The 26,319-nt window shown below is 66.2% G+C and carries 24 protein-coding genes and 1 riboswitch; of the genes, 7 read left to right on the forward strand and 17 right to left on the reverse strand.

The window, feature by feature from the left end:
• Positions 1-91: 91 nt before the first annotated feature.
• A complete protein-coding gene (gene urtA / locus QDT69_RS00760; RefSeq protein ID WP_279704768.1) occupies positions 92-1,354 on the reverse strand; it encodes an urea ABC transporter substrate-binding protein in 1,263 nt (420 codons plus the stop codon).
• A gap of 169 nt (positions 1,355-1,523) precedes the next feature.
• Between urtA and QDT69_RS00765 the strand changes: the two genes are divergently transcribed.
• Both QDT69_RS00765 and QDT69_RS00770 read left to right on the forward strand, forming a co-directional pair.
• Positions 1,524-4,892, forward strand: a complete 3,369-nt coding sequence (locus QDT69_RS00765; RefSeq protein ID WP_279704770.1) for an ATP-binding protein — start codon at positions 1,524-1,526, stop codon at positions 4,890-4,892.
• A complete protein-coding gene (locus tag QDT69_RS00770) occupies positions 4,882-5,808 on the forward strand; it encodes a response regulator (protein ID WP_279704771.1) in 927 nt (308 codons plus the stop codon). Before QDT69_RS00765 ends, QDT69_RS00770 begins: the two co-directional genes overlap by 11 nt.
• Before the next feature lie 10 nt (positions 5,809-5,818).
• On the opposite strand, the gene QDT69_RS00775 is transcribed toward QDT69_RS00770, so the two are convergent.
• Positions 5,819-6,793 carry an AraC family transcriptional regulator gene (locus QDT69_RS00775; protein WP_279704772.1) on the reverse strand — a complete coding sequence of 325 codons (975 nt, stop codon included), beginning with the start codon at positions 6,791-6,793 and terminating at the stop codon, positions 5,819-5,821.
• 129 nt (positions 6,794-6,922) lie between these two features.
• Between QDT69_RS00775 and QDT69_RS00780 the strand changes: the two genes are divergently transcribed.
• Both QDT69_RS00780 and QDT69_RS00785 read left to right on the forward strand, forming a co-directional pair.
• Positions 6,923-7,459 carry a peroxidase-related enzyme gene (locus tag QDT69_RS00780; protein ID WP_279704773.1) on the forward strand — a complete coding sequence of 179 codons (537 nt, stop codon included), beginning with the start codon at positions 6,923-6,925 and terminating at the stop codon, positions 7,457-7,459.
• Positions 7,460-7,832: 373 nt separating this feature from the next.
• Positions 7,833-8,024 carry a hypothetical protein gene (locus tag QDT69_RS00785; RefSeq protein ID WP_279704774.1) on the forward strand — a complete coding sequence of 64 codons (192 nt, stop codon included), beginning with the start codon at positions 7,833-7,835 and terminating at the stop codon, positions 8,022-8,024.
• A 19-nt stretch (positions 8,025-8,043) separates the two neighbouring features.
• On the opposite strand, the gene cobF is transcribed toward QDT69_RS00785, so the two are convergent.
• Genes cobF through cbiE form a run of 6 tightly spaced genes read right to left on the reverse strand, consistent with a single transcriptional unit; the run spans position 8,044 to position 13,161 of the window.
• On the reverse strand, positions 8,044-8,793 hold the full coding sequence (cobF, locus tag QDT69_RS00790) for a precorrin-6A synthase (deacetylating) (RefSeq protein ID WP_279704775.1): 750 nt from the start codon (positions 8,791-8,793) through the stop codon (positions 8,044-8,046).
• 7 nt (positions 8,794-8,800) lie between these two features.
• Positions 8,801-9,529 carry a uroporphyrinogen-III C-methyltransferase gene (cobA, locus tag QDT69_RS00795; RefSeq protein ID WP_279704776.1) on the reverse strand — a complete coding sequence of 243 codons (729 nt, stop codon included), beginning with the start codon at positions 9,527-9,529 and terminating at the stop codon, positions 8,801-8,803.
• Positions 9,526-10,836, reverse strand: coding sequence for a cobyrinate a,c-diamide synthase (locus QDT69_RS00800; protein ID WP_279704777.1), 1,311 nt, complete (start codon positions 10,834-10,836; stop codon positions 9,526-9,528). The genes cobA and QDT69_RS00800 overlap by 4 nt, the downstream gene beginning before the upstream one ends.
• A complete protein-coding gene (cobM, locus tag QDT69_RS00805) occupies positions 10,833-11,618 on the reverse strand; it encodes a precorrin-4 C(11)-methyltransferase (RefSeq protein ID WP_279704778.1) in 786 nt (261 codons plus the stop codon). Before cobM ends, QDT69_RS00800 begins: the two co-directional genes overlap by 4 nt.
• Entirely contained in the window at positions 11,615-11,983 is a 369-nt protein-coding gene (locus QDT69_RS00810; protein WP_279704779.1) for a cobalamin biosynthesis protein, read from the reverse strand. Before QDT69_RS00810 ends, cobM begins: the two co-directional genes overlap by 4 nt.
• On the reverse strand, positions 11,980-13,161 hold the full coding sequence (gene cbiE / locus QDT69_RS00815; RefSeq protein WP_279704780.1) for a precorrin-6y C5,15-methyltransferase (decarboxylating) subunit CbiE: 1,182 nt from the start codon (positions 13,159-13,161) through the stop codon (positions 11,980-11,982). The genes QDT69_RS00810 and cbiE overlap by 4 nt, the downstream gene beginning before the upstream one ends.
• Between cbiE and QDT69_RS00820 the strand changes: the two genes are divergently transcribed.
• Positions 13,160-13,909, forward strand: coding sequence for a cobalt-precorrin-6A reductase (locus tag QDT69_RS00820; RefSeq protein ID WP_279704781.1), 750 nt, complete (start codon positions 13,160-13,162; stop codon positions 13,907-13,909). The two genes, cbiE and QDT69_RS00820, sit on opposite strands and share 2 nt — an antisense overlap.
• Here the strand turns inward: QDT69_RS00820 and cobJ are convergent.
• Genes cobJ through QDT69_RS00855 form a run of 7 tightly spaced genes read right to left on the reverse strand, consistent with a single transcriptional unit; the run spans position 13,885 to position 21,792 of the window.
• Positions 13,885-14,619 carry a precorrin-3B C(17)-methyltransferase gene (cobJ, locus tag QDT69_RS00825; RefSeq protein WP_279704782.1) on the reverse strand — a complete coding sequence of 245 codons (735 nt, stop codon included), beginning with the start codon at positions 14,617-14,619 and terminating at the stop codon, positions 13,885-13,887. The genes QDT69_RS00820 and cobJ overlap by 25 nt on opposite strands.
• Positions 14,616-15,347, reverse strand: a complete 732-nt coding sequence (locus QDT69_RS00830; RefSeq protein WP_279704783.1) for a precorrin-2 C(20)-methyltransferase — start codon at positions 15,345-15,347, stop codon at positions 14,616-14,618. Before QDT69_RS00830 ends, cobJ begins: the two co-directional genes overlap by 4 nt.
• Positions 15,348-15,349: 2 nt before the next feature.
• A complete protein-coding gene (locus tag QDT69_RS00835; RefSeq protein WP_279704784.1) occupies positions 15,350-15,979 on the reverse strand; it encodes a precorrin-8X methylmutase in 630 nt (209 codons plus the stop codon).
• Positions 15,979-17,142 (reverse strand): precorrin-3B synthase, encoded by a 1,164-nt coding sequence (gene cobG, locus QDT69_RS00840; RefSeq protein ID WP_279704785.1) that lies wholly within the window; start codon positions 17,140-17,142, stop codon positions 15,979-15,981. The genes QDT69_RS00835 and cobG overlap by 1 nt, the downstream gene beginning before the upstream one ends.
• The gene (gene cobN / locus QDT69_RS00845) at positions 17,139-20,387 is read right to left on the reverse strand and encodes a cobaltochelatase subunit CobN (protein ID WP_279704786.1); all 3,249 of its coding nucleotides are present in this window, start codon (positions 20,385-20,387) and stop codon (positions 17,139-17,141) included. The genes cobG and cobN overlap by 4 nt, the downstream gene beginning before the upstream one ends.
• On the reverse strand, positions 20,387-21,421 hold the full coding sequence (gene cobW, locus QDT69_RS00850; protein WP_279704787.1) for a cobalamin biosynthesis protein CobW: 1,035 nt from the start codon (positions 21,419-21,421) through the stop codon (positions 20,387-20,389). Before cobW ends, cobN begins: the two co-directional genes overlap by 1 nt.
• Complete coding sequence (locus QDT69_RS00855; protein WP_279704788.1) at positions 21,418-21,792, reverse strand: DUF1636 domain-containing protein; 375 nt, start codon at positions 21,790-21,792, stop codon at positions 21,418-21,420. The genes cobW and QDT69_RS00855 overlap by 4 nt, the downstream gene beginning before the upstream one ends.
• A 93-nt stretch (positions 21,793-21,885) precedes the next feature.
• Positions 21,886-22,101, reverse strand: a riboswitch (cobalamin riboswitch).
• 36 nt (positions 22,102-22,137) lie between these two features.
• On the opposite strand from QDT69_RS00855, the gene cobO reads away from it, so the two are divergent.
• Together cobO and QDT69_RS00865 are read left to right on the forward strand one after the other, a co-directional pair.
• Complete coding sequence (cobO, locus tag QDT69_RS00860) at positions 22,138-22,791, forward strand: cob(I)yrinic acid a,c-diamide adenosyltransferase (protein WP_279704789.1); 654 nt, start codon at positions 22,138-22,140, stop codon at positions 22,789-22,791.
• Between the two features lie 11 nt (positions 22,792-22,802).
• Positions 22,803-24,251, forward strand: coding sequence for a cobyric acid synthase (locus tag QDT69_RS00865; protein WP_279704790.1), 1,449 nt, complete (start codon positions 22,803-22,805; stop codon positions 24,249-24,251).
• Positions 24,252-24,305: 54 nt separating this feature from the next.
• Here the strand turns inward: QDT69_RS00865 and cobD are convergent, their stop codons facing one another.
• Together cobD and cbiB are read right to left on the reverse strand one after the other, a co-directional pair.
• Positions 24,306-25,271 carry a threonine-phosphate decarboxylase CobD gene (cobD, locus tag QDT69_RS00870; RefSeq protein WP_279704791.1) on the reverse strand — a complete coding sequence of 322 codons (966 nt, stop codon included), beginning with the start codon at positions 25,269-25,271 and terminating at the stop codon, positions 24,306-24,308.
• Positions 25,272-25,282: 11 nt separating this feature from the next.
• Positions 25,283-26,206, reverse strand: a complete 924-nt coding sequence (cbiB, locus tag QDT69_RS00875) for an adenosylcobinamide-phosphate synthase CbiB (protein ID WP_279705167.1) — start codon at positions 26,204-26,206, stop codon at positions 25,283-25,285.
• Between the last annotated feature and the right edge of the window lie 113 nt (positions 26,207-26,319).

The raw sequence follows: 26,319 nt of genomic DNA on the forward strand, positions 1-26,319 counted from the left end.
GACGCGAGCGGCGCCCGATCGGCGGCGTGGGCGATGACGTCCACGCCGCGATGCATTGAGAGAGAGGTTGCGCGGGTTTACCCGCCCGGCCTCACTGGTAGCCCTTGGGGAACGGATCCGGCTCGACGAGATCGGCGGTCTCGTAGATCAGTTCATACTGACCGTCGGCCTTGGCGCGACCGACGCGGGTCTTCGACCACAAATGATGGTTCTCGTGGATGCGGACGTAGCCTTCCGGCGCGCCCTTGAACTCGACGCCCGGGGAAGCCGCCGCGATCTTGTCGATGTCGAAGCTCTGCGCCTTCTCGACCGTCAATTTCCACAGCCACGGGCCGAGATAGGCGGCCTGCGTGACGTCGCCGATCACGGTCTTCTCGCCCCACATCTTCTTGAACGCGGGCACGAAGGCCTTGTTGTTCGCATTGTCGAGCGACTGGAAGTACTTCATGCAGGCATAGGCGCCCGCGATGTTCTCACCGCCGATGCCGTCGATCTCGTCCTCGGTCACCGAGATCGTCAGCAGCGTCTGCTTCGACAGGTCGATGCCGGCCGCCTTCAGCTGCTTGTAGAACGCGACGTTCGAGCCGCCGACGATGATGGCGTAGATCACGTCCGGCTTGGTCAGCTTGATCTTGTTGATGACCGAGTTGAACTGGGTCGAGCCGAGCGGGAAGTATTCCTCGCCGACCACCTTGCAGCCCGGCAGGTGGTTCTCAATGTGCTTGCGCGCGATCTTGTTCGAGGTGCGCGGCCAGATGTAGTCCGAGCCGAGCAGATAGAAGCTCTTCGCGCCCTTGGTCTTGTTGACCCAGTCGAGGCCGGCGATGATCTGCTGCGTCGCCTCCTGACCGGTGTAGATCACGTTCTTCGACTGCTCGAGGCCTTCATAGAAGGTCGGGTAGTACAGCATGCCGTTGTACTGCTCGAACACCGGCAGCACCGCCTTGCGTGAAGCCGAGGTCCAGCAGCCCATCACGGCCGCGCATTTGTCGTTGACCAGGAGCTTCTTGGCCTTTTCCGCGAAGGTCGGCCAGTCGCTGGCGCCGTCCTCCTGGATGAACTTGATCTTGCGGCCGAGCACGCCGCCGGCGGCGTTGATCTGCTCGATCGCCAGCTTCTCGGCCTCGACCGATCCGGTCTCGGAGATCGCCATGGTGCCGGTCACGGAATGCAGGATGCCGACGGTGACTTCGCTATCGGTGACTGCAAGACCCGTGGTGTTAACCGCGGAGGTTGCAGGGACGTCAGCAAATGCCGGACGGCCCAGCATCGACATGGCCGGCAATGCGGCCATTCCCATCAAGAGCTTACGCCGGAGCGGAGACTTCAGGCCTGGTTTTGTTTCGTCTGACATGAGCACCCCATCTGGTTCGAGAACGCTGATTGATGAGGCGAGGATTGCTCACTTTTGTGCAGCGCACTGATACGTGAGATCGCGTATACTGCACCGCAAAATAGCGACGTAGGTTTTTGGTAGGGGCTTTGCCCGCGATCAACGCATCGTGGATCAGGAGTTTGAGCGAGTGGCAGGGCGGCAGCGGATAGACCGCGTCAGGCGCCAATACAATCAATGGGTCGCCAACCAGACGCTGGAAGACTACGCGCTGCGCTTCACCGCAAAGAGCGCGCGGCGCTGGTCCGCCGCCCGCGTCGCCAACACCGCGCTCGGCGCGATCTCCTTCCTGGCGCTGGAGGCGATCGGCGGCACCATCACGCTGAACTATGGCGCGATCAACGCCTCCGCGGCGATCCTGGTCGTCAGCGTCATCATCTTCCTGTGCGGACTGCCGATCGCCTACCATGCCGCAAAAAGCGGCATCGACATCGACCTGCTGACCCGCGGCGCCGGCTTCGGCTATATCGGCTCGACCATCACCTCGCTGATCTACGCCTCCTTCACCTTCATCTTCTTCGCGATCGAGGCGGTGATCCTGGCCAGCGCGCTCGACATGTGCTTCGGCATCCCGCGGCCGATCGGCTATCTGATCAGCGCGGTCGTGATCATTCCGCTGGTCATCTACGGCATCACGCTGATCAGCCGTTTCCAGCTCTGGACCCAGCCGCTGTGGGTGATCCTCCACATCATGCCGTTCGCGGCGATCGCCTGGGCCAATCCGCACTCGTTCACCGAATGGCGCAAATTCGCCGGCGATCACGGCGATCCCGCAGGAAATCTCGATCTTCTGCTGTTCGGCACCGCGGCCTCGGTCGTGTTCGCGCTGGTGGCGCAGATCGGCGAGCAGGTTGACTTCCTGCGCTTCCTGCCGCGCGACCGCCGCACCTCGCGCAAGGCCTGGTGGATCGCGCTGCTGGGGGCTGGCCCCGGCTGGATCGTGCTCGGCGCGCTCAAGCTGCTGGCCGGTTCGTTCCTGGCGTTCTTCGCGCTCAGCCACGGCGTCTCGGCCGAGCACGCGGCCGAGCCTGCCAACATGTATCTCGAAGCCTTCCGCTATGTGCTGTCGCAGCCCGACCTTGCCATGGCGCTGACCGGCACCTTCGTGATCCTGTCGCAGGTCAAGATCAACGTCACCAACGCCTATGCCGGCTCGATCGCCTGGTCGAACTTTTTCTCCCGCCTCACCCACTCGCATCCCGGCCGCGTGGTGTGGCTGGTGTTCAACGTCGTGGTCGCGCTGCTATTGATGGAGATCGGCGTCTACAAGGCGCTGGAGCAGACGCTGGCGCTCTACTCCAATGTCGCAATCGCCTGGGTCGGCGCGCTGGTGGCCGATCTCGTCATCAACAAGCCGCTGGGCCTGCGGCCGCAGCACATCGAGTTCAAGCGCGCCCATCTCTGCGACATCAATCCGGTCGGCGTCGGCGCGATGACGATCGCGACCGTGGTCTCGATCAGCGCGTTCTACGGCCTGTTCGGCCCGACCGCGAAGGCGCTGTCTGCCTTCGTTGCGCTTGCGGTCGCGTTCATCACCGCTCCCCTGATTGCCTGGGCGACCGACGGCAAGTACTACATCGCGCGCAAGCCGAAACGGAGCTGGCAGAACATTGAATCGATCCAGTGCTGTATCTGCGAGCACGCGTTCGAGCCCGAAGACATGGCCGCCTGCCCGGCCTATGCCGGCCCGATCTGTTCCTTATGCTGCTCGCTCGACGCCCGCTGCCACGATCTCTGCAAGCCGCATGGTAGGATCGGCGCACAGGTCTCGGATGCGCTCGGCAAGGTGATGCCGCAGCCGATCTACGCCCGCATCAACTCGCAGCTCGGCCATTACCTCGGCGTGTTCGCAGTCTCGGCCGGCCTCGTCGCACTGGTGCTCGGCCTGATCTATCTGCAGACCACGGCGGCCGTGCATGCCAACGAATTGTTGGCCGACGTGCTGTGGAAGGTGTTCTTTGCGCTGACCCTGATCATCGGCGTCGTCGCCTGGCTGTTCGTGCTGGCGCAGCAGAGCCGCCGCGCCGCAGAAGACGAGACCAAGCGTCAGACCACGCTGCTGATCCAGGAAATCGACGCCCACAAACGCACCGATGCCGAACTGCAGCGCGCGAAGGAGGTTGCCGAGTCCGCCAATCTCGCCAAGAGCCGCTATGTCGTGGGCCTCAGCCACGAACTCCGCTCGCCGCTGAATGCAATCTCCGGCTACGCGCAGCTGCTGGAGCAGGACGACAGCCTGCAGGTGCGGCCGCGCGAGCAGGTGCGCGTGGTCCGCCGCAGCGCCGATCATTTGTCGGGATTGATCGACGGCATCCTCGATATCTCCAAGATCGAGGCCGGCCGTCTCTATCTGTCGCGCGACGAGGTGCGGCTGAACGATTTCCTCGAGCAGTTGGTCGGCATGTTCCGCCTGCAAGCCGCAGCAAAAGGCATCGACTTCGTGTTCAGGCGGCCGGCCGTGCTGCCAGTCGTGGTCTATACCGACGAGAAGCGGCTGCGACAGATCCTGATCAACCTGCTCTCGAATGCGATCAAGTTCACCCAATCTGGCCAGGTGCAGTTCGTGGTGCACTACCGCAGCCCCGTCGCTGAGTTCGAGGTGATCGATACTGGACCGGGCATCCAGCCCGACGACCTCGAGCGGATCTTCGCGCCGTTCGAGCGCGGCGCGCTCGGCGTCACCCAGCCGCAGACCGGCACCGGGCTTGGCCTCACCATCAGCCGCCTGCTCGCGGGCGTGATGGGCGGCGACATCAAGGTGTTGAGCACGGTCGGCACCGGCAGCACGTTCAAGGTCAAGCTGCTGCTGTCCGAAGTCACCAACCCGCGCCGCGATGCGCCGGTCGACGCTCCCGTCTACGGCTATCACGGCCCGCGCAAGACCATCCTGATCACCGACGACGACCCGACCCAGCGCGACCTGCTGCGCGAGATTCTGGCGCCACTCGGCTTCATCCTGCTCAGCGCGCCGGACGGACCGGGCTGCCTTGCCCTCGCCCAGCATTGCCGGCCGGACATGTTCCTGCTCGACATCTCGATGGCTGGGATGGACGGCTGGACGGTCGCCGAAACCCTGCGCTCCGAAGGCCATCACCAGGCGCGAATCCTGATGATCTCCGCCAGCGCGCTGGAAGCCCATGGTGCTCCGCTGGCGCAACCGTTCCACGACGGCTATCTGATGAAGCCGATCGACATTCCGCGGCTGCTGGAGACCATCCGCCAGCTGCTCAAGATCGAGTGGCAGTATGAGGCCGAGCAGGCGCCGCCTCCACAATGGAAGCCGGACAGCGGCTCGCGTCCGCCGGTGAAGTATGTCGAAGAGCTGATCAGCCTCGGCCAGCTCGGTTATGTCAGGGCGATCCAGCTCAAGCTCGACGAAATCGGCAATGAGTGTCCCGAACATGCCGATTTCGTCGGCCAGATGCGCACGCTGATCGACAGGTTCGATCTCGATCAGTATATGGCGATGTTGAAAATATTGCACAGCTATGACCATTGAACAGAAGAAGCGCGACGTCGCGCTCGTCGTCGACGACTCGCCGGAGACGTTGCGCCTCCTCACCGACGCGCTCGACGGCGCCGGGATGACCGTGATGGTCGCGCTCGACGGCGCCTCCGCGATGCGTATCGTCGACCAGATCACGCCCGATATCGTGCTGCTCGACGCCGTGATGCCCGGCATGGACGGGTTCGAGACCTGCAAGCGACTGAAGCGCGATGCCGGGCTCGATGGCGTGCCGATCATCTTCATGACGGGGCTCGCCGAGACCGAGCACATCGTGCGCGGGCTGGAGGCCGGCGGCGTCGACTATGTCACCAAGCCGATCGTGGTCGAGGAAATGCTGGCGCGGATCCGGGTCCATCTCGCCAATGCGCGGATGACGCAGAGTGCCCGCGCGGCGCTTGACGTCTCCGGCCGCTACCTGCTCGCGGTCAACAGTTCAGGCGCGCTGCTGTGGGCGACCCCACAGGCGCAGCGGCTGCTGTCGGATACGCTCGCCGATGCCGCGGACAATTTCGTGCTGCCGGAGCCGATGCCGCAATGGCTCGAACAGGCGCAGAAAGGTGCGGCGGGAAAGAAGACCGCGACGGTCGCGTCATTCCCCGGCAACGAGCAGCTTCGGCTGCAATATATGGGCAAGCTCGGCCCCAACGAGTTCCTGCTGCGGCTCGCCAAGGACACCAGCGGCGACATGCCGGCCGAATTCTCCAGCGAGCTCGGCCTGACCACCCGCGAGGGCGAGGTGCTGTCCTGGCTCTCCAAAGGCAAGACCAACCGCGACATCGCGCAGATCCTGGGCCTCAGCCCGCGCACCGTCGACAAGCATCTCGAGCAGATCTACGCCAAGCTCGGCGTCGAGAACCGCACCGCCGCCGCCGCGATCGCGGTCAACGCAAGGCATCGCAAGTCTTGATGTAATGCCGCTAGCTTTTCGGATCGGCCGCTGCGGCGGAGCCGACCGGCTCGTCCGCTACAGAATGCTGCGCCTTTCGCCACTGCGCCGGGGTCACGCCCATATGGCTCTTGAAGGCGCGCTGAAAGGCGGCCTCCGACTGATAACCGACCATCTCGGCAACGGCGCCGGTCGAAAGCGATGCTCTCTTCAACTCGTTGGCCGCAAGCGTCATCCTGATATCGGTGAGCAGATCGCTGGCCGATCGCCCAAGCTTCTCCTGGAACTGCCGCGCTAGCGTGGCGCGCGACATGTTGCAAAGCCGTGCGAGCTCCGGCAGCGACCACGCGCGCGCAGGCGCGTTGAACATGGCGGCCACCGCCGGCGCGAGCCGAGGATCGCCGACCAGAGCGAGCAGTCCGTGTGACGTTGCATCGGTCTCGCTCGCAAGCCGCAGCACAAGCGCGAACATCGCCGTGGACAGCGCATTGAGCATGGCGTGGCCGCCCAGATGATCGTCGGCCGTTTCGCTGCGCATCAGGGACACGAGTCCGGCGAGCTGCGCGGCCGTCCCCTTTCCGGTCCGAGCGCCGGCATGCACGACAAGACGCGGCGGAAGATAGCTGCTCAACAGACGGTCGTGCGGAGGTGCAATCGCGAAGTGCCCGCACAGCAGGTCAAGCCGCTCATCCGACCCGAGGTTTTCGCTGATCGTGAAATTCTGCGCCGCCCGGTTGCGCGCCGGCAGCGGTGTCGCCCCGCTTCCGTCATGCATCACGTGTCGCGGGTTGCCGGGAAGCAGAAGGATGTCGCCGGGCTTCAGCAGCAATGACCGTCCGCCCGCGGGATCGTCCAGGATCGCCGAGCCGGCAAGCACCGCATGATAGGGGATTTCGTTGGTCAGACCCGGGCCCTGCTCGATACGCCAGGGGACGCTGTAACTGCAGCGAATATCGAGCCGCCCCCGCACCGGCATCATCTCGAATAGCCGGCTGAGCCAATCCATGGCCAATCCCCCGAAGCATCGCATGAGACGATTGAGCATATAATCGAGCTATATGAACATTCAATGTCTCAATTATCGATCCTATTGTCACTCCGCAATCGTTCACCAACCCCAACAAGGAGTGCCACCATGTCTCGTCTTTCAGTCCCCAATCTCGAAACCGACACCGGCCCGTCGGGCCAGATCTACGCCCAGATCAAGAAGGCGGCCGGCAGCGTCCCGAATGCCTATGCGGCGATCGCCGCCCACGGACCGGCCGCGCTCAAGGCGATGGTCGCCGCCGATGCGGTGCTCGCCGGCGGCAGCCTGTCCAAGCGTGATCGGGAGATCATCAAGATCGTGGTCAGCGCTGCCGGCGGTTGCGATTACTGTGTCGCCGCGCATTCTCACCTCGCCAAGCTCGCCGGCGTGAAGGCCGACGCGCTGAAGCAGATCCGCGACGGCGAGCCGACCGGCGATGCCAAGTACGATGTGCTGATCGATTTCGTTCGCAAGCTCGCGCAGTCGAGCGGCACCGTCAGCGACGAAGATTTCGCCGCGATCAAAGCCGCCGGCTACACCGATGCGCAGCTGGTCGAGATCAGCCTGGCGTTTGCGACCATCGTCTTCACCAACGTCTTCAACCGCATCAACGACACCGACATCGACTTCCCCGCCGTCGCATGACGCGGCAATAGGTGGCATGCGCCGATAATGATGGATCGCCGGCGAACCCTGCGTTCGCCGGCGATCCCGCGTTGCCGAACGACTGAGCAGACGCAACATCCGCCACGAGCGCTGCAACATGGCTGCCAATATCGCGGCGCAAATCCGTTTCCCTATCTCCCTTTAAGGCCGCGTCGTAACCCATTGCCGAATTTGCGGAATGCCTTGAAATCGACCACCCGTTCAGCGCGTTCGCTCGCGCGGCCTCCCGCTCGACGCGGACGCATCCGTTATTCCCATGCAGCAATGATCCGCAGTTCTCCGCCTGTGAACATAGTTCCGCCGCGCAGTCTGCGCTAAAGAAGGACCGCCGGTGTTGTTCTGGAGTGAGTTGATGAAGAAGAACGACGTCACGTGTCCGCGCTGCGGGGCCGGATTCCGACGCCTTGAGCTGGCAACCGGATCAGGAAGCGAGGGCGAGTATCGCTGCCCGGTCTGCGAGACGACACTCGAGCAGTTTGACGGTGACAAGCTCGTCGCCTACCGCCTGACCATCCAACCCTCGATTCGCGGGTTGAAGACCTAGCATCCTCGCCATCTCCGGATTACTGCCTGCGCTTCAGGACATAGCTGTCCATGATCCAGCCGTGCTGTTCACGCGCATCCCGGCGCACGGCGACGATGCGCGGGCCGACCTCCGCGAGCTCCCCCGCCATGATGATCTTATCGGGCATGCCAAGATAGGCGCCCCACCAGATCCTTAAGCCGGCAGGATCGAGCGTCTGGAAGGCGGCGCCGCCGTCGAGCATCACGACGACGGTATCGACACCAACAGGCCAGCCGCCCTCACGCAGCCGCCGGCCGGTCGTGACCAGGAACGGCTCGCCGATCTCGTTGAGCGGCAGCGCATGCGCGGCGCACAGCGCCTGGATCGACGTGATGCCCGGGATCATTGCGATCGACGGCAGCGGATCGAGCCGTTGCGCAATCCGCAGGCTTGAATCGTAGAGCGAGGGATCGCCCCAGATCAGCAGAGCGACGCGTCCCTCGCCGCCGAGATGCCGCGCGATTTGCTCCGACCAACTAGCAGCGACCGCATCGTGCCAATCGTCCACGCCCTTGCGATAGTCGTCCTCACCGGCGTCGCGCACCGGCAGGTCGAACTCGGCAATGCGCGTGCGGTCGTTGCTCAACGCCTCCGCGCAGATCGTTCGGCGCAATTCGGCGAGGTCCGACTTCGCGGTGCCCTTGCGCGGGATCATGATCAAATCGGCGGCGTTGATCGCGTCGATCGCAGCGAGGGTGAGCTGCTGCGGGTCGCCGCATCCGATACCGATCAGGGACAGCATCAGCATGGCCGCATCACTTTTCTTCCGGTGCCAGCGCGCCGAATAGAATAATGGAAGCTGCCGTGGCAGCGCCGGCATGCGCGAGCTGTTCGGCCAGCCCTGCGATCGTGGTCCGATGAAGCTGCTCGTCGGCATGGCCGAGGGACTCCGCCAGCAGCGCCGGCGTGTCGGGGGCGAGACCATGTGCGATCAGCCCTGCGGCCAGAGCCGGGAACGTGCGCCGCCCCATATAGACGACCGTGGTCGCTTCCGGATCGGCCAGCGCCGCCCAATTCAAATCCGCCGGCAATCCGCCGGTGACATCGGCGCCGGTCACGAACTGAACCCGGCGCGAGGTCAGCCGTCGCGTCAGCGGAATGCCGGCTTGCGCGGCGGCAACCGAGGCCGAGGTCACGCCGGGAATGATCTCGTAGCCGATGCCTGCATTGCGCAGCGCCTCGATCTCCTCCTCGAGGCGCCCAAAGATGCCGGCATCGCCGGATTTCAGCCGCACCACCCGCACGCCCGCCGCCGCGTAATCGACCAGCAGCCGGCTGACATGATGCTGCTTCGCCGAGAGGCGGCCGGCGCGTTTGCCGACCGCGACGAGGTTGGCGCCGGAGCGCGCGAGATCGAGGATCGCGCCCGAAGCGAGATCGTCGTACAGCACCACGTCGGCCTCGCGCAGCCGCGCCGCTCCCTTGATGGTCAGGAGATCGGGGTCGCCGGGACCGGCCGAGACGAAGGAGACGAAGGCGCTCATCGGTCCTCCGCAATCAGATGGAAGAATGTCCCCGTTGCGTTACCGCGCCGCGATCCGGTTTCCGCAACGATCGCGCCGGTCGCATCGCGTACCACCGCAAGCGGCGTATCGGGCTGCGCGATGATCGTCGAATAGTGAAATTCGTGGCCGCGCAGCCGCGCGCCTGGACCGTGTCCTGGCATCGGCGCGGCAAGCTCGGCGAGCCGGTAGCCGAGATGCATGCGACGCTTGGCATAGCTCGTCTCGAGGCCGAGCAGCCCCGCCATCTCATGGCGCACGCCTTCGGCATCGGTCAGCGCGGCGCCCAGCACCATGTAGCCCCCGCACTCGCCATGCACCGGCTTCATCTCGGCGAAGGCGCGCAGCCCAGCGAGAAATCGCCTGTTGGCGGCAAGACGGCCGGCATGCAGTTCAGGGTAGCCACCGGGCAGCCAGCACACATCGGCACCCGCGTCAGGGCCTTCGTCGGCAAGCGGCGAGAACGTCACGATGTCTGCGCCGGCCGCTCGCCAGGCTTCCAGCATATGCGGATAGACGAACGAGAATGCAGCGTCGCGCGCGAGCGCGATGCGCTGGCCGGGCGGTGTGATGCCCAGGCCGAGCGCAGCAGCTTGCGGCGGCGACACCCGGGCCGATCGCAGCACAGCGTCGAGATCGACATGCTCGATCACGAAACGGGCGGCTTCGTCGATCAGGCTGTCGATCTGAGCCTGCTCTTCGGCCTGCACCAGGCCGAGATGCCGCTTCGGCAAGGCGATCTCGGCGTGACGGGGCAGCGCACCCAACACCGGTATGCCTGCGCCAGTCATCGCATCGCGCACCAAGGCTTCGTGGCGCGCACTAGCGACACGGTTCAGAACGACACCAGCAAGCCGAACGTCGGCGCGGAAGTCGCGCAGCCCGGCGGCGATCGCCGCCGCCGTCTGGGCCTGGCCGGAGGGATCGATCACCAGCAGCACCGGCCATCCCATCATCGCGGCAATATCGGCCGTGGCCCCGGTGCCCGAGACGCCGCGCGCGGCGACGCCGTCGAACAAGCCCATCGAGCCTTCGGCCAGCACGAGATCGGCGTCCGCGCCGCGGCTGGCCAGAGATGCGATCGCATCCGATGCCATCGCCCAGCTATCGAGATTGACGGATGCGCGACCGGTCGCGACCGCATGGAACGCCGGATCGATGTAATCAGGGCCGCTCTTGAGGCATTGTATCTTGAGGCCGCGATTGCGCCAGGCGCGCGCCAGCGCCAGGGTCAGCGTCGTCTTGCCGACGCCGGAGGCCGGGGCCGAGATCACGAGGCCCGCGGTCATTGAGATGATCCCGGAAAGCGCGGCGCCGCACCGACCGGGCGGTAGCGGCGGTCATAGTCGGCGGCGTAGAGACGGCTTTCGGCGAAATCGCCGGCGCCGAGCGTCTTGCCGACCAGGATCAGCGCGGTCCGTTCCAGTTCGGGGCCGATTGCCGCATCGAGCGTCGCGAGCGTGGCGCGCACGATCCGCTGGTCCGGCCAGCTCGCGCGCCAGACGATCGCCACCGGGCAGTCCGCGCCGTAATGCGGCGTCAGCTCGGCGATGACCTTGTCGAGCAGATGGATCGAGAGGTGGATCGCGAGCACCGCACCGGTCGCAGCAAACGCCGCGAGTGTCTCACCATCAGGCATCGCGCTCGCCCGGCCCGGCGTGCGCGTCAGCACCACCGATTGCGCAAGGCCGGGCAGCGTGAGCTCGGCCTCCAGTGCCGCCGCGGCCGCGGAGAAGGCCGGCACGCCGGGCGTCACCGAATACGGAATCTGCAACGCGCGCAACCGGCGCAGCTGTTCGCCCATCGCCGACCAGATCGAGAGATCGCCCGAATGCAGCCGCGCGACGTCCTTGCCCTCGGCATGCGCCGCGGCGATCTCGGCGATGATCTCGTCGAGTGACAGCGGCGCGGTGTTGACGATACGCGCATCCTTCGGGCAATGCGCCAGCACGCCTGCAGGCACCAGCGATCCGGCATAGAGACAGACCGGGCAAGAGGCGATGAGATCGCGCCCGCGCAAGGTCAGAAGATCGGCGGCGCCTGGCCCTGCGCCGATGAAATGCACCGTCATTCGCCGTCTCCTTCCGCAATCGCCGCGGTCGCCATCCGATCCTGCGAGACGCGTCGAGCTGAGGTCAGGCGCGCACCTCGTCCCACTGCCGCGAGCGCCGCGGCTTCAGCAACAGAGCCCGTGCCGAACCTGACAGCGATTTGTTCTGACTGCGTCATCGTTTCGATCTCCGCCAACGTCTCGGCGGGAATCCCGCGAATCGGCAACCCCAATTCCAGTGCCAGCGCCTTCAATGCCACCGCATCGGCCTTGTCACTCACCGTGGCAACCGCCGCAAGGCCCTCGGAGCCGCCGGCGGCATTGAGCGCTTCGCGCAAGGATGCGACGCTGGCATCGCGCCTGAATCCCAGACCGGCGACCTTCATCTGATCACGCTCCATTGCACGATCGGCCGCGCGGCCTTCCAGGAACGATACCGGCCAAGCGGCTCGGCCTGCGCGATCTCGACGCGCATCAGTTCGCCGCCATGGCGCTGGTGCAGATCGGAGAGCAGCGCCTCGGTTTCCAGCGTCACCGCATGTGCGACCAGCCGCGTGCCCGGAGCGATCTGCGACCAGATCGCGGCGAACATATCAGCATCGAGGCCGCCCCCGATGAACACCGCATCGGGCGCCGCGAGGTCCGGCAGGATGCCGGGCGCCTCGCCTTCGACGATTGTGATCCGGTGGCTCAGGCCGAAGCTCGTCGCATTGCCGCGGATGTTGGCGGCGCGTTCGCCGCGCGCCTCGACCGCGACCGCCGTGCCGCCGCAGAGCGCCCATTCGATCGAGATCGAGCCGGAGCCGGCGCCGATATCCCACAGTCGCTCGCCGGGCCGCGGCGACAGCGCCGACAGCGCAAGCGCACGGACCGGCCGCTTTGTGAGCTGCCCGTCATGCACAAACAATGCGTCGGGAAGGCCCGAACTGCGCGCGAGTCCTTGCCCTCCCCTCGCCTCCAGCGCAACCGCGACCAGGCTGTCACCTGAATCACCGGCGTAGCTGTCGGCGCGATGCTGCGTGATCGATTCCCGCGGGCCGCCCAGCGCGGACAGCGTCCACATCGCCGACGGTCCCCAGCCACGCTCCGTGAGCCAGCGCGCGAGATCGGAAGCCGCTCTGCCGTCGCGCACCAGACAGATGATCCGTGCATCGCGCGAAAGATGCGGCAACAGCCGTTCGAACGGCGCGGCATGAAGGCCGAGGCAAACAGTATTCTCCAGCCGCCAGCCCAGACGTGCAACGGCCAGCGAGAACGTCGACGGCGCGGAATGCGCGACCCACTCGCCTGTCCGCAATGTCCCGACAAGGCTGCCGCCGGCGCCATGCCAGAACGGATCGCCGGAGGCGAGCACAACGGTCGGACGTCCCCGGCGTTCAAGCACGATGCCTGCATCGAACGGCACCGGCCAGGCGCGACCACGATCGGTGATCCCGGCCAGTGCAAGGTGGCGTTCGCCGCCGAAAACAGTTTCGGCGTCATCAAGCGCCTTTCGGCTTGCGTCTGACAGTCCCGCAAGGCCATCTTCGCCGATGCCAATGATGGTCAACCAGGGATTACCCATGATACGCGCCCTGATCCTGGGCGGAACGGCCGACGCCAATTCGCTTGCCGCTGCGGTTGCCCGCGCGGGGATCGACGCGGTCTATTCCTATGGCGGACGCACCGCTGCTCCGGCCGAACAACCTCTGCCGACGCGGATCGGCGGCTTCGGCGGCGTCAGCGGTCTTGCCGACTATCTTCGTCGGGAACGCATCACGCATGTGATCGATGCGACGCATCCGTTCGCGGCCGAGATGAGCCGCAATGCGATCGCCGCCTGCGCGCAGACCGCAACGCCGTTGCTCGCGCTTGAACGCGCGCCGTGGGATAAAACCTCCGGCGATCATTGGATCGAGGTGGCGGACGTCGTGGCCGCGGCCGCGGCGTTGCCGGACGGCCGCGCCAATGTGTTCCTCGCGATCGGCCGCCAGCATATCGCGCCCTTCGGCGCCCGGCCGCAGCATGCCTATACGTTGCGTTTCGTCGACCCGCCCGGGGAAGCGCTGCCATTGCCGGAGGCGGATGTCATCGTCTCGCGCGGACCGTTCACGCTCGAGGGTGAGCTCGAGATGATGCGCACACGTCGTATCGCGTGGATCGTCGCCCGTAACTCCGGGGGCGCCGGCGCGCGCGCCAAAATCGACGCCGCTCGCGCGCTTGGCCTTCCCGTCATCATGATCACGCGGCCGCTGCTGCCCGACAGGCCGCGGGTGGAAAGTGTCGGCGACGTGATGGAATGGCTTGGTCATCGGACCTGCCTCGGCGCATAGACCCAGCGGCCGACCCGCCGCGTCGCCGAATTGCCGACGATCACGAGCGTCCGCATGTCGGCCATCTCGGGCCGCGCGTCGCGCAGTTCGACCGTCTCGATTCGCTGGTCTGATGTAGAGACGGCGCGCGCGAAAATCACGATCCGCTCGCCACAGCCCGCCTCCTTCAATATCTCGAGTGTTCGCGCAAAGCCTTCCGGCCGGCTGGCCGAGCGCGGATTGTACATCGCGATCGCAAAGTCGGCTTCGGCGGCGAGCCGCAAGCGCTTCTCGATCAGCGACCACGGCTTGAGATTGTCGGACAGGTTGATCGCGCAGAAGTCATGGCCGAGCGGCGCGCCGGCGCTCGCCGCCGCCGCCAGCATCGCCGTCACGCCGGGCAGCACGCGAATCGGCAGGTCGTGCCATTGCGGCGCATCCTCAAGCGCCTCGAACACGGCGGATGCCATCGCGAATACGCCGGGATCGCCCGACGACACCACGACGACCTGTCGCCCCTCGGACGCGAGCCGCAGCGCCTCGCCGGCGCGCTGCAATTCCACGCGATTGTCGGACGGGTGCAGCGTCAGGCCGGCGCGCGGCGGCACACGCGAAACATAGGGGGCATAGCCGATGATATCGGTCGCCGCCGCGAGCGCAGCCGTGACTTCCGGCGTGATCAGCGCCTCGTCGCCCGGCCCCAATCCCGCAATGGTCACCGTGCCGGTCATTGCACCGCCTCCCTGCGCCGCCTCTGCCCGTGCACCAGCACGATCGCAAAATACGGACAGTCGGCCTCGGCGATATCAGCGAGCCGCGCGACCCGTTGATCCGGCATGGTGCCGCGCTCGACCAGCCACGCATCGTCGAGACGACCGGCGGACGCGAGCGCGCGGCGGATCTTCGGAAGATTGCGGCCGGTCTTCATCACGACCAGCGCGTCGGAGCTGCGCATCCGCTGCGCGAGTTCAGGCTCCGGCAGCGTGCCCATCAGGACGGTGGTGACATCGTCGGCAAGTGCAATCGGTTGGCCGACCGCATTCCAGCAGCCGACCATACCGGGAATGCCGGCGATCACCTCGATCTCGACCCGGCCCTGCAAGCGCGCATGCAGATGCATGAACGAGCCATAAAAATAGGGATCGCCCTCGCATAGCACGACGACGTCGCTTTCGCGCGCAAGCCGCGCCAGCCGCTCGGCCCATGCATCGTAGAAATCGGCCAGCAGCCGCGCGTATTCGGGATTGTCGAACGCGATCTCTGTGGTGACCGGGTATTCCATCGGATATTCGCTGACGTCATCCGCGAGCATGCCTTCGACGATGCGGCGCGCCTGCCCGAGTTGCCCCTTCTTGCGGAAGAAGGCGACGTGCTTCGCGGCACGCACCATGCGGTCGGCGCGCACACTCATCAGATCGGGATCGCCAGGGCCAAGCCCGCAGCAAATGATGCGCCCCATCGCTATTCGCTCCAGCTCGCCAGCGCATTGACGGCGGCAACCGTGATCGCCGAACCGCCGAGACGTCCCTCGACCGTCAGCGCCGGCACCGGCGGCTCGGCGATCAATGCCGCCTTGGACTCGGCTGCGCCGACGAAGCCGACCGGACAGCCGATGATCGCCGCCGGCCTCGGGCAGTCGGCATCCTCCAGCATGTTGAGAAGGTGAAACAGCGCCGTCGGCGCGTTGCCGATCGCGACGATCGCCCCGGCCAGATGCGGCCGCCACAGCTCCAGCGCAGCGGCCGAGCGCGTGTTGCGCATCGATTGCGCGAGCGCGGGAACCCTGGCGTCACCGAGCGTGCAGATGACTTCGTTGCGGGCCGGCAGCCGCGCGCGCGTAATTCCCTCCGACACCATGCGCGCGTCGCAGAGGATCGGCGCGCCCTCCTGCAAGGCTGCGCGTGCGCACGCGGCCATGCCGGGCGTGAAGCGAATATGGGCCTCCAGACCCACCATGCCCGCAGCATGGATCATGCGCACCACCACCGGCTCCTCGTCGCGCGTGAAGCGGGCAAGATCAGCCTCGGTCCGGATGGTGGCAAAGGATTGGCGGTAGATCGCCGCGCCGTCGGTCTCATAGACATGCGGCATCAATGACCTCCCGTCAGCACGGAGGGATTTGCGATGATGCCGGCACCGGTCAGCCCGCGCAGAACGAGCGCATCACGCACCGTGCCGTGACGGATCAGGTCAAAGCCTTCGTGCGTAGCCACGAGGGTGACATCAGCAGGACCGGAATGGGCGCAACCCTTGGCGCAGCCGGAGACGTGAAGCCGGGCATCGGCTGGGATATGCGGTGCGAGCGCCGTTGCCAGCTTGCGCGTATCGGCATGCGCCTCGCGACAGCGCGGCGCGCCGCTGCAGGCGATCACGCGGAGCGCCGGATCGTCGGCCTCGGTGACGAGGTCCGCCCCACGAGGCATCTCATGCATTCCCTCCACCAACACCATCCGCCAAGGCGTCATGCGAAGCGCCTGCGTGCTCGCAGCGAGATGGCTGAGCGTCTGGTGCGGCATTTGCCCGAAGGCCACGCCAACCATCGCGCCGGCCAGGTAGAGTCCGGGACCAGGGTCTGCCGATTGGGCCACCGGCTCGGCATCGCCGCGAAGCGATAGCGGCAGGCTCGCGCCGCCGGCCAGATGCGCCGCCATTCGTCGCTTCTCATTGGTGGCTCCGCCGGAGGCCATGAACCATTCGGCCATGGCCAACGCGACCGGCACGGCGTCGCTCCTCGTGACCGGACGCCCGAGCAGTGCGCCATCGGCACGCACCAGCAGCGCACCTTTGCGATCACGCTCGATCCTGATGTCCGCGGATGCGCCAGCCAACACCCGCTCGCTGCCGTCATCGATTGCGAAGCCGAACTTGGTCGGAAGATCGAGTGACGCGGTGGCGAGCGCCCGCTCAAGCTCGGCCGCGAGCGATTGCGTGTCGTCAGCGCCGGTCCAGAACGGCGTCACCAGCACGTTGCGCTGCGCCTCGGTATCGGAATCCGCGTCCAGCAACCCGAGCCCCGCAAGCCCTTCGATCAAGAACGGATAACCTTCTTCGCTAACGCCGCGGATCTGGAGATTGGCGCGGCTGGTCAGATCGATCAGGCCGTTGCCGTGTCGCGCGGATAGCTCGGCGATTCCTGCCGCCTGTATCGCGTCCAGCCGCCCGCCGCGCGGGCGAATGCGCACCACGAGGCCATCGCCCGACTGCATCGGCCGCAGCGCGCCGGGACACCAGCCCTTGATCGCAACTGCGCTCATGACGCCTCCTGCAACGCCGCCGCAATCGAATTGCGCCGCGTCTGCCAGAGCGAGGCCTCATGCAGCCGGGTGAAGCAGGTCTCGATCGCAGCCAGCGCCGCCGGATTCTCACGCAGCATGAAGCCACGAACCTCGTCATTGCCGAGCGTCGCGTCGTAATAGAGGTCGAACAGATGCGGCGGCACCGCACCGGCGAGATGCGCAAATGCTGCCATGTGCTCCAGCGTCGCGGTGATCTCGGCAGCTCCGCGGAAGCCATGCCGCATCATGCCGGCGATCCATGCCGGGTTGGCGGCGCGCGCCCGCACCACGCGCGAGATCTCCTCCGTCAGCGATCGCGCATGCGGCTGATCCGGCCGCGTCGCATCGAGGTGATAGAGCGCTGGGACTTTTGCGCCGAGGTGCTGGGCCGCCGCGGCAATGCCCGCTTCATGCGCGGCGTAGTCCGCCGCCAGCAGCAGATCAGTCTCCGGCAAATCCTGGGTATGAACAAAACTGTCGGCAGCAGTGAGCCTGGCTTCGACACCGGCGCGATCGGACCGGATCTCGCCGTCGGACGCAATGGCCCAGGATGACGCCGACAGCCAGGCTTCGCCGGCCGCCTCGCGCGCCTCCGCTGTGAAGACATCCGGAATCGATGCAATGCCGGCGCCATAATGCCCGGGGCGCGGACCGAACACGCGCGCGATGCGCAGCCGATAGGGATTCTCGTCCGCCTCGTCGCTGCGTTCGGACAGCGCCTCCGTCGCAGCTTCGAACAGCTGCGCCAGTCCCGAAAAGACGTCGCGGAACAATCCCGACACCCGCAGCGTCACGTCGATGCGGGGACGGCCGAGTTCCGCCGGCGCGATGATGTCGTAGCCCGACACCCGGCCCGACCCGTGATCCCAGCGCGGCGCGATACCGGCAAGATGCAGGGCCATCGCAAAGTCTTCGCCGGCGCTGCGCATCGTCGACGATCCCCAGAGATCGACGACGAGCCCTTTCGGCCAATCGCCGTGATCCTGCAAATGACGGCGCAGCAGCTCCTCGGCGAGCTTCACGCCCTGCGCATGCGCCGACGGCGTCGGCACCGCCCGCGGGTCGACTGCGAACAGGTTGCGCCCGGACGGCAGCACGTCGCGGCGCCCGCGATAGGGTGAGCCCGACGGCCCCGGTGCCACGCGCCGGCCGGCGAGTGCGTCTCGCAAGGCTGCCTTCTCCGCATCGCCGCAGTCGCCCTGCCCGAACACATGCAGGCCATCGCCGAACTGGCTTTCCTTGAGATCGCAGACGAAGCGATCAATCTGCGGAATGGCCTCGGCCGCGGAGACCGACGCGGCGAGACCGAGATCGTCCTCCAACCCGGCGACGCGCGCTTCCTCGCGGATCGCAGCAATCAGGCGCTGTCGCCGCGCCGGATCGAGACCATCGGCGGTCGAATACTCGTCGAGCAAGCGCTCGAGAGCGCGCAAGCTTTCCGGCACCGCAGACTGCGCCAGCGGCGGCGGCAGATGGCCGATCGTCACGGCGCCGATCCGGCGCTTGGCCTGCGCCGCCTCGCCGGGGTCATTGACGATGAAGGGATAGACAACAGGCAGGTCGCCGATCAGCGCTTCCGGCCAGCACGCCGATGACAGCGCAACCGATTTGCCGGGCAACCATTCCAGCGTGCCATGCGCTCCCATGTGGACGACGGCGTCGACGCCCTGATGCCGGAGCCACAGGTAGAACGCGACATAGGCATGGCGCGGCGTGCGCGACAGATCGTGATAATCAGCGTCGCGATGACCGGCCTCACCGCGCTCCGGCTGAACCGCGATGATCGATTTGCCGCACTGGATCGCCGCGAAATGAAATGCGCCGTCGCGGCAATCGGGATCATCCTCCGGCGCGCCCCATGCGCGCGCGAGATCGCCCTGAAGCTGCTGCGGGAGGCTGGCGAGCACCGCGCGATATTCGGCCACGTCCCATGTCAGTTTCCTGCGCAGGAGCACATCGCCCAGCGACGCCACCGGCTCAAGGTCAAATCCTGCGGCCGCAAGATCGGCCAGCAAAGCCTCGACCGAAGCAAGTGCATCGAGGCCGACGGCATGCGCGATCTGGTGCGGACGGCCCGGATAGTTCGAGAGCACGAGCACGAGCTGCTTCTCATGCGCGGGCTTGCCGGCAAGCCGATGCCAGGCCGCCACCCGCGCGGCAATCGCCGCGACGCGCTCGGCATCCGGCCGGTGCGCAAGATGCGCGAACTGCAGATCCGGATCGCGCTCGCCTGCCGACTTGAAGCTCACGACACCTGCGAACAGGCGGCCATCGACCTCCGGCAACACCACATGCATCGCGAGGTCGCCGGGCGACAGCCCGCGCAGCGACTCCGCCCAATCCTCACGGCGCGCCGTGGACAGCGCGACCTGGAAAACCGGACACGACACGGCATCGAAGGGTGTCGTGCCGTCGTCGCCGGCCGCAGAGAACGCGGTCGCGTTGACGATGGCGGCAGGCGGGCATTGCTCGAACTGAACGCGCAACCAGTCGGCAACGCCCGCCGCCTTCAACGAGGTGACGAAGACGCCGTGGGCATCAAACCCCTTCGCGCGCAACGCATCGATCAATGCATCGACTGGCGCGGTGTCGCCGGCCGCGAGATAGGAACGATAGAACGTCACCAGCGCCCGCGGCCGGCCATCCGGTGCCGGCAGCGATGCGACGGCACCGCGCCGGGAATCGTAGACGCCGATCTCGGGAAGATCGATCTCGCCGACCACAGGCCCGGCATAGAGCCCGGACGCCAGTGCCAATTGCGCGATCACGGCCTGCGCGGCAACCGGGCCGCCCTTGTCGCATAGCACTTTCAGACGGCGCAGCGTCGAGACCGGCAAGGTCGAGAACTCATCGAGCCGCAGATCGTCACGGCCATCAGCCGGCAGCACAACGAGAGCGATGCCGCGCTCCTTCGCCAGCCGATGCACCGCGGCAAGCCCGTATGACCAATAGGGTTCGCCGCCGATCAGCCGCACCAAAATGCCGCGCGCGTGCGACAGCGTCCGCTCGATATAGGTATCGACCGACAGCGGATGGCGCAGCTCCGCGAGATTGGCGAGCCGCAGCGACGGCAATGCGGCACGGCCGCGCCGCCAGCCGGCCGCGAAGGCCGCGAGATCGCTGTCGGAAAACGACAACACCACGAGATCGGCCGGATCCTGGCCGAGGTCCCTAGGTGTCGCGGTCTCCTCGAGGCCGCGGCTCTCGCGGAAAACGACGTGCATCAGACACCAAGCCGTGCCCTGATGGCGGCTTCATCGATATCGCCGTGTTCGCCGATCACGACGAGCTTCGACTGCCGCGGCCGCGCGCCCCAGGGCATGTCGAACTGGTGCCGGACCCGCTCGCCGACCGATTGCACCAGCAAGCGCATCGGCTTGCCTTCGACCGCAATATAGCCCTTGGCGCGCAGCACGTTCTGCTCGCGCGCCAGACCCTTGATCGAGGCGACCAGCGCATCGATGTCGACAATCTCGGGAAGATCGATCACCACCGAATTGAAATCGTCGTGCTCGTGCTCCTCTTCGCCGTCATGATGCGACGGCCGCGACGCGAGGTCATCCTCTGCCGCGGCGCCGAGCCCCAGGATCACGCGCGCGTCGATGGTGCCGTCGACGATGGGCAACATCGGCACCTCGCGCGGCATTTCGGCCGCGATCACTTCCTTGGCCGCCTTGATCCCCTCTGCCCCTGCGAGATCGGCCTTGGTCAGCAGCACGATGTCGGCGCATGCGATCTGGTCCTCGAACACTTCGGACAACGGCGTCTCGTGGTCGAGATTGTCGTCCGCGGCGCGCTGCGCATCGACTGCAACCGGATCAGGCGCGAAGCGCCCGGCAGCAACCGCCTCGGCATCAGCCAGCGCGATCACGCCGTCGACGGTGATCCGCGAGCGAATCTCCGGCCAGTCGAACGCCTTGAGCAGCGGCTTCGGCAGCGCGAGCCCCGAGGTCTCGATCACGATGTGATCGGGCTTCACCGGGCGCGCGAGCAACTGCTCCATCGCCGGGATGAAATCGTCGGCGACGGTGCAGCAGATGCAGCCATTGGCGAGCTCGACGATGTTCTCGGTCGGACAATTGGCGTCGGCGCAGGACTTCAAGATGTCGCCGTCGACGCCTTCGCTGCCGAATTCGTTCACCAACACCGCGAGCTTCTTGCCATTGGCATTGCGGATCAGGTGCTGAATCAGCGTCGTCTTGCCGGACCCGAGAAAGCCGGTCACGACGGTAACCGGAACCTTGGCGAGTGTAGTCATTCTGCGGCCTCCGGCACGACGGGAAGAGGTGGGATGCGGGCAAGCGATTGCTTGCGGAAGATTTCAGGACGGCTGCGCCACGGCACGATGCCGTCAGGTGCCGCCGCATAGGCGGAGGCGCCTGCGATCACATCCCCGGCATTGGCTTCGGACAGGCGTCCATAGACATAGGACCACCGGCCGGGCGCGCTGAGCGCGACCGAACACCCCTGGCTGCAAGCCGACAGGCATTCGACGGGAACCAGATCGACGCCATCGGGCACGCCGGCCTCGACAAGAGCGGCATGCAGGCGCGCACCGGGCGCAACTTCACCTTCCGCCAGCGTTTGGCCGGCGCGGCAGGTGATACAGACATGAAGGGTAACGCTCATCGGCCTTCCTGGATTGACAGCGGGAAGCGATGAGGCACACGAGCCGATGGTGGATCGGTTCGTTCCCCGTCGCGGAACACCCCGTCCGCCGGTCTCACAACATGCTGCGCTGGCAGGTCTCCCGGCTTGCGGAGTAGGATTTTTCCTTTGATGCCCACCTTCCCGGCTCCTTACGGAATCAGTGGCTTGGGCATCTCTCCGGTCACGGTCGCGGGGGCGGCTGCGTTTCGGGCCGACCTTGCGGTCTCAGCCCTATCGCATTCCCTGTTCGCCTGTCGTAGGACAGGAACCAACGCGGGCCCACCATTCGTCCAAGCCTCGCACTTGTCAAGCCGAAGGAACGTGATGATTTCTGATGGAAACGACGCTGAGGGCGGCGCTGTCGGCACCGACCCATCGCTGGACGCGCGCCATGCCGACAAGATGGCGAAAAAGAAGGCCGCCCGGGATCGCATCATGGCGACCAAGAGCGGCGAAAAGGGTCTGATCATCGTTCATACCGGCGCCGGCAAAGGAAAATCGTCCTCCGCCTTCGGCATGATCGTCCGCTGCGTGGCGCACGGCTTTCCGTGCGCTGTCGTGCAGTTCATCAAGGGGGCCTGGGATACCGGCGAGCGCCGCCTGCTCACCGGGCATTTCGGCGAGCTCTGTCAATTCCACGCAATGGGCGAAGGCTTTACCTGGGAAACCCAGGATCGCGCCCGCGATATCGCGGCAGCGCAAGCCGGCTGGGAAAAGGCCAAGCAGCTGATCGCCGACCCAAGCTTGCGCATGGTCGTGCTCGACGAGATCAACATCGCACTGCGCTACGACTATCTCGCAATCGCCGATGTGGTGGAATTCCTGACGACGTCGAAGCCGCCGATGACCCATGTCGTGCTCACCGGTCGCAACGCCAAGGAGGAGTTGATCGAGATCGCCGATCTCGTCACCGAGATGACATTGGTCAAGCATCCGTTCCGCTCCGGCATCAAGGCCCAGCCGGGCGTCGAATTCTGACAGACATCGCCATGGCGCGCGCATTGATGATCCAGGGTGCCGGCTCGGACGTGGGCAAGTCGCTCATCGTCGCGGGGCTGGCGCGCGCCGCCAGGCGGCGCGGCCTGCGCGTGCTGCCCTTCAAGCCGCAGAACATGTCGAACAATGCGGCGGTGACCGTCGACGGCGGCGAAATCGGGCGCGCGCAGGCGTTGCAGGCGCTCGCCGCCGGCGTCGAGCCGCACACCGACATGAACCCGGTGCTGCTCAAGCCCGAAACCGATGTCGGCGCGCAGATCATCGTGCACGGCAAGCGGATCGCGACCGCCCGCGCGCGGGAATATGCCGGCATGAAGCCACAGCTGATGGGCGCGGTGCTGGAGAGCTTTGCGCGCCTGAAAGCGCGCGCCGACCTGGTGCTGGTCGAAGGCGCCGGCAGCCCCGCCGAGGTCAACCTGCGCAAGTCCGATATCGCCAATATGGGCTTTGCGCGCCGGGCTGACGTGCCCGTGGTGCTGGTCGGCGACATCGACCGTGGCGGCGTGATCGCGCAGCTCGTCGGCATCAAGACGGTGATCGATCCCGACGATGCCGCGATGATCCAGGGCTTTGTCATCAACAAATTCCGCGGTGATCCCTCGCTGTTCGACGACGGCTACCGCCTGATCGAGGTCCGCACTGCGTGGCGCGGCTTCGGCGTGCTGCCCTGGTTCGGCCGCGCCGGCGAATTACCTGCCGAAGATGCGCTCGGGCTCGGCGACGCGCGCAAGCCCGGCCAGTGCAAGATCGCGTTTCTGGCACTGTCGCGGATCGCCAATTTCGACGACCTCGATCCGTTGAAGCTCGAGCCCGGCGTCGATCTCGTGATGGTCCGCCCAGGCGAAGCCGTCCCGGGTGATGCCAGGCTCGTCATCCTGCCCGGCTCGAAATCGACCCGTGGCGACCTCGCCTTCCTGCGCGCGCAAGGCTGGGACATCGATCTGCTGGCGCATCATCGCCGCGGCGGCCATGTCCTCGGCCTGTGCGGCGGATACCAAATGCTCGGACAGTCCGTCGCCGATCCCGATGGGATCGAAGGTCCTGCCGGCGAGACGCGCGGCCTCGGGCTGCTCGATGTCACCACCACCATGACCGAGCAGAAGACGCTGACCCGCGTCAGCGCCGTGCATGCTGCGACCGGCCAGCCGATCAGCGCCTACGAAATCCATATCGGGCGCACCGACGGCCCGGATCGCGTCCGGCCTTTCTCAATGCTTGACGGCTCGCCGGAAGGTGCCATGTCGAGCGATAGGCGCGTTCACGGCAGCTATCTCCACGGCCTGTTCACGTCGGACGAATTTCGCAAGGCCTTCTTTGCGCAGCTCGATATCCCTGCGGCGGATCAGCCTTATGGCGCGAGGGTCGAGAGCGCGCTCGACGCGCTTGCCGAGCACATCGAAGCCCATCTTGATGTCGACGGCCTGCTCGCGCTCGCGCGCTAAAGCGCTTTCGAGCGACGTGGACACCGGTTCGCGTGAAGAGAACGCGTCAAAAAATCAGCGCGACAACACGGCTGAAAGCCGGGACCATTCGGCCTCGTTGCCGGGCAGACCGAGGCGCAGCCATCCCGGCCTTTGCTCGAAGACGCGCGACCAGATCCGCGCGCGGGCAAGCGTCTCCTGCGCGGCGAGCGCATCGCCGGTCTCGTAGAGCCGGAACAGCGGCGTGCCGCCGACCAGCGTCCAGCCCCACGATTGCGCCGCTGCGTCGAGCTTAACGCAGTCGTCCGCCAGCCGTACGGTCGTTGTCCTCGCCCAGTCGTGGTCGAGCAAGGCCCGCCGCCCGATCGCGATCGCGGCCCCCGAAACCGGCCATGGCCCGGTCATTGCGGCAAGCGCGGCGATATCAGCTTCGCCGCCAACAACGAAACCAAGCCGCAAGCCGGCAAGCCCGTAAAACTTGCCGAATGAGCGCAGGATCAGGAGCCCCGCGCGTCCTGCTTCTGCTGCAAGCGAGATGCCGGGTACGGCGTCCGCAAAACTCTCATCGATCACGAGCCGGCCAACGCGTGGCAACAGCGCAAGCAGTTCGTCCCGATCATGGCGTCTTCCGTCGGGGTTGTTCGGATTGACGACGATGGCAACATCAGCTCCCGCAAGCGCCGCAAGCTCGGACACTTCGGCAACGTCCCAGCCTGCCGCCGACAACACGCCGGCATACTCGTTATATGTCGGCGCCAGGATGCGCGCCCGCCCGCGCGACGCCAGACTAGGCAGCAACTGAATGGCGGCTTGCGCACCGCCGATCGCCATGATCGGCGCAGTGGTAGCGTAGGCCTGCCGCGCAGCGTCGTGCAGGGATTCGATTTCGGATCGCGACGGCAACGCGCTCCATTGCCGCGGCTCCACGCCGACGTCAGGATAGGGCACGCGATTGATCCCGGTCGACAGGTCGATCCAGTCTTCCGCAGTGCCGCCGTAGCGTTGCTGGGCGACGTCGAGATTCCCGCCATGCTCACGCATGCGCCGCTCCTTCACACCAGCGCCAGGGCCACGAAGGCCGCGGCCAACAGCATCATGGCGTAACGATAGAGTTTCAGCCCGGTGAGGACATCAGCGGCGGCCGGATCGCGCGCGCCCTCGTTCAGCCAGGGCTCGTCCGCGATACTGCCGTGATAGATGCGCGGCCCGCTGAGGCGCACCCCGAGCGCGCCGGCAATCGCCGCTTCCGGCCATCCGGCATTCGGCGAGCGATGCCGTTGCGCATCGCGCAGCATGCATGACCACGCCTGCGAGCGGTTTGGCGCGAGCAGCACGAACAAAACACCGGTCAGCCGCGCCGGAATGAGATTGGCAACATCGTCGATCCGCGCCGCGGCCCAGCCGAAGGCTTCGTGCCGCTCGGTGCGATGACCGATCATGGAGTCCAGCGTGTTGATCGCCTTGTAGCCGAGGATTCCCGGCAGCCCGAACAGCGCGCCCCAGAACACCGGCGCCACGATGCCGTCGGATGCATTCTCGGCAAGGCTCTCGATGGTTGCGCGCGCGATGCCGGCATCGTCGAGCGTGGCCGGATCGCGTCCAACGATCTGCGCGACGGCTGAACGCGCGGCCGCGATGTCGCCGGAGACAAGCGGATGGGCCACCGCTGCGACATGGTCGTGCAGCGAACGCAGCGCCACCAGCGGCCACGCCAGCACACCGACAACAACGACATGCAGCCATCCGGACGCCAGCGCGGACTGAACGGCCCAGCCCAGCGCCGTCGCCGGCGCGATCACCAGCACGGCCGCCGCAACACCGGCGGCGCGACGCAGCACCGGCGGATCGGAGGCCCGGTTCCAGCTGGTATCGAGGAAATGGATCAAGCGGCCGAGCCAGGTCACGGGATGGCCGATGCGGGCAAACAGCCACGCCGGCCAGCCGATCAAGGCATCCACGGCCATCGCCACCGCCATCGCTCCCGCAAATCCCACTTAACCCTCTCCTCGCCGCGATCCCCCTGATGCGCAAGACATCGAGCGAGCGCAAGCCCTCCGCGGGCGGATTTCGGCTTTGTGTTTTACCGCGA

Origin of the sequence: Bradyrhizobium sp. CER78, assembly GCF_029846235.1 — a bacterium.
Lineage (GTDB): Bacteria > Pseudomonadota > Alphaproteobacteria > Rhizobiales > Xanthobacteraceae > Bradyrhizobium.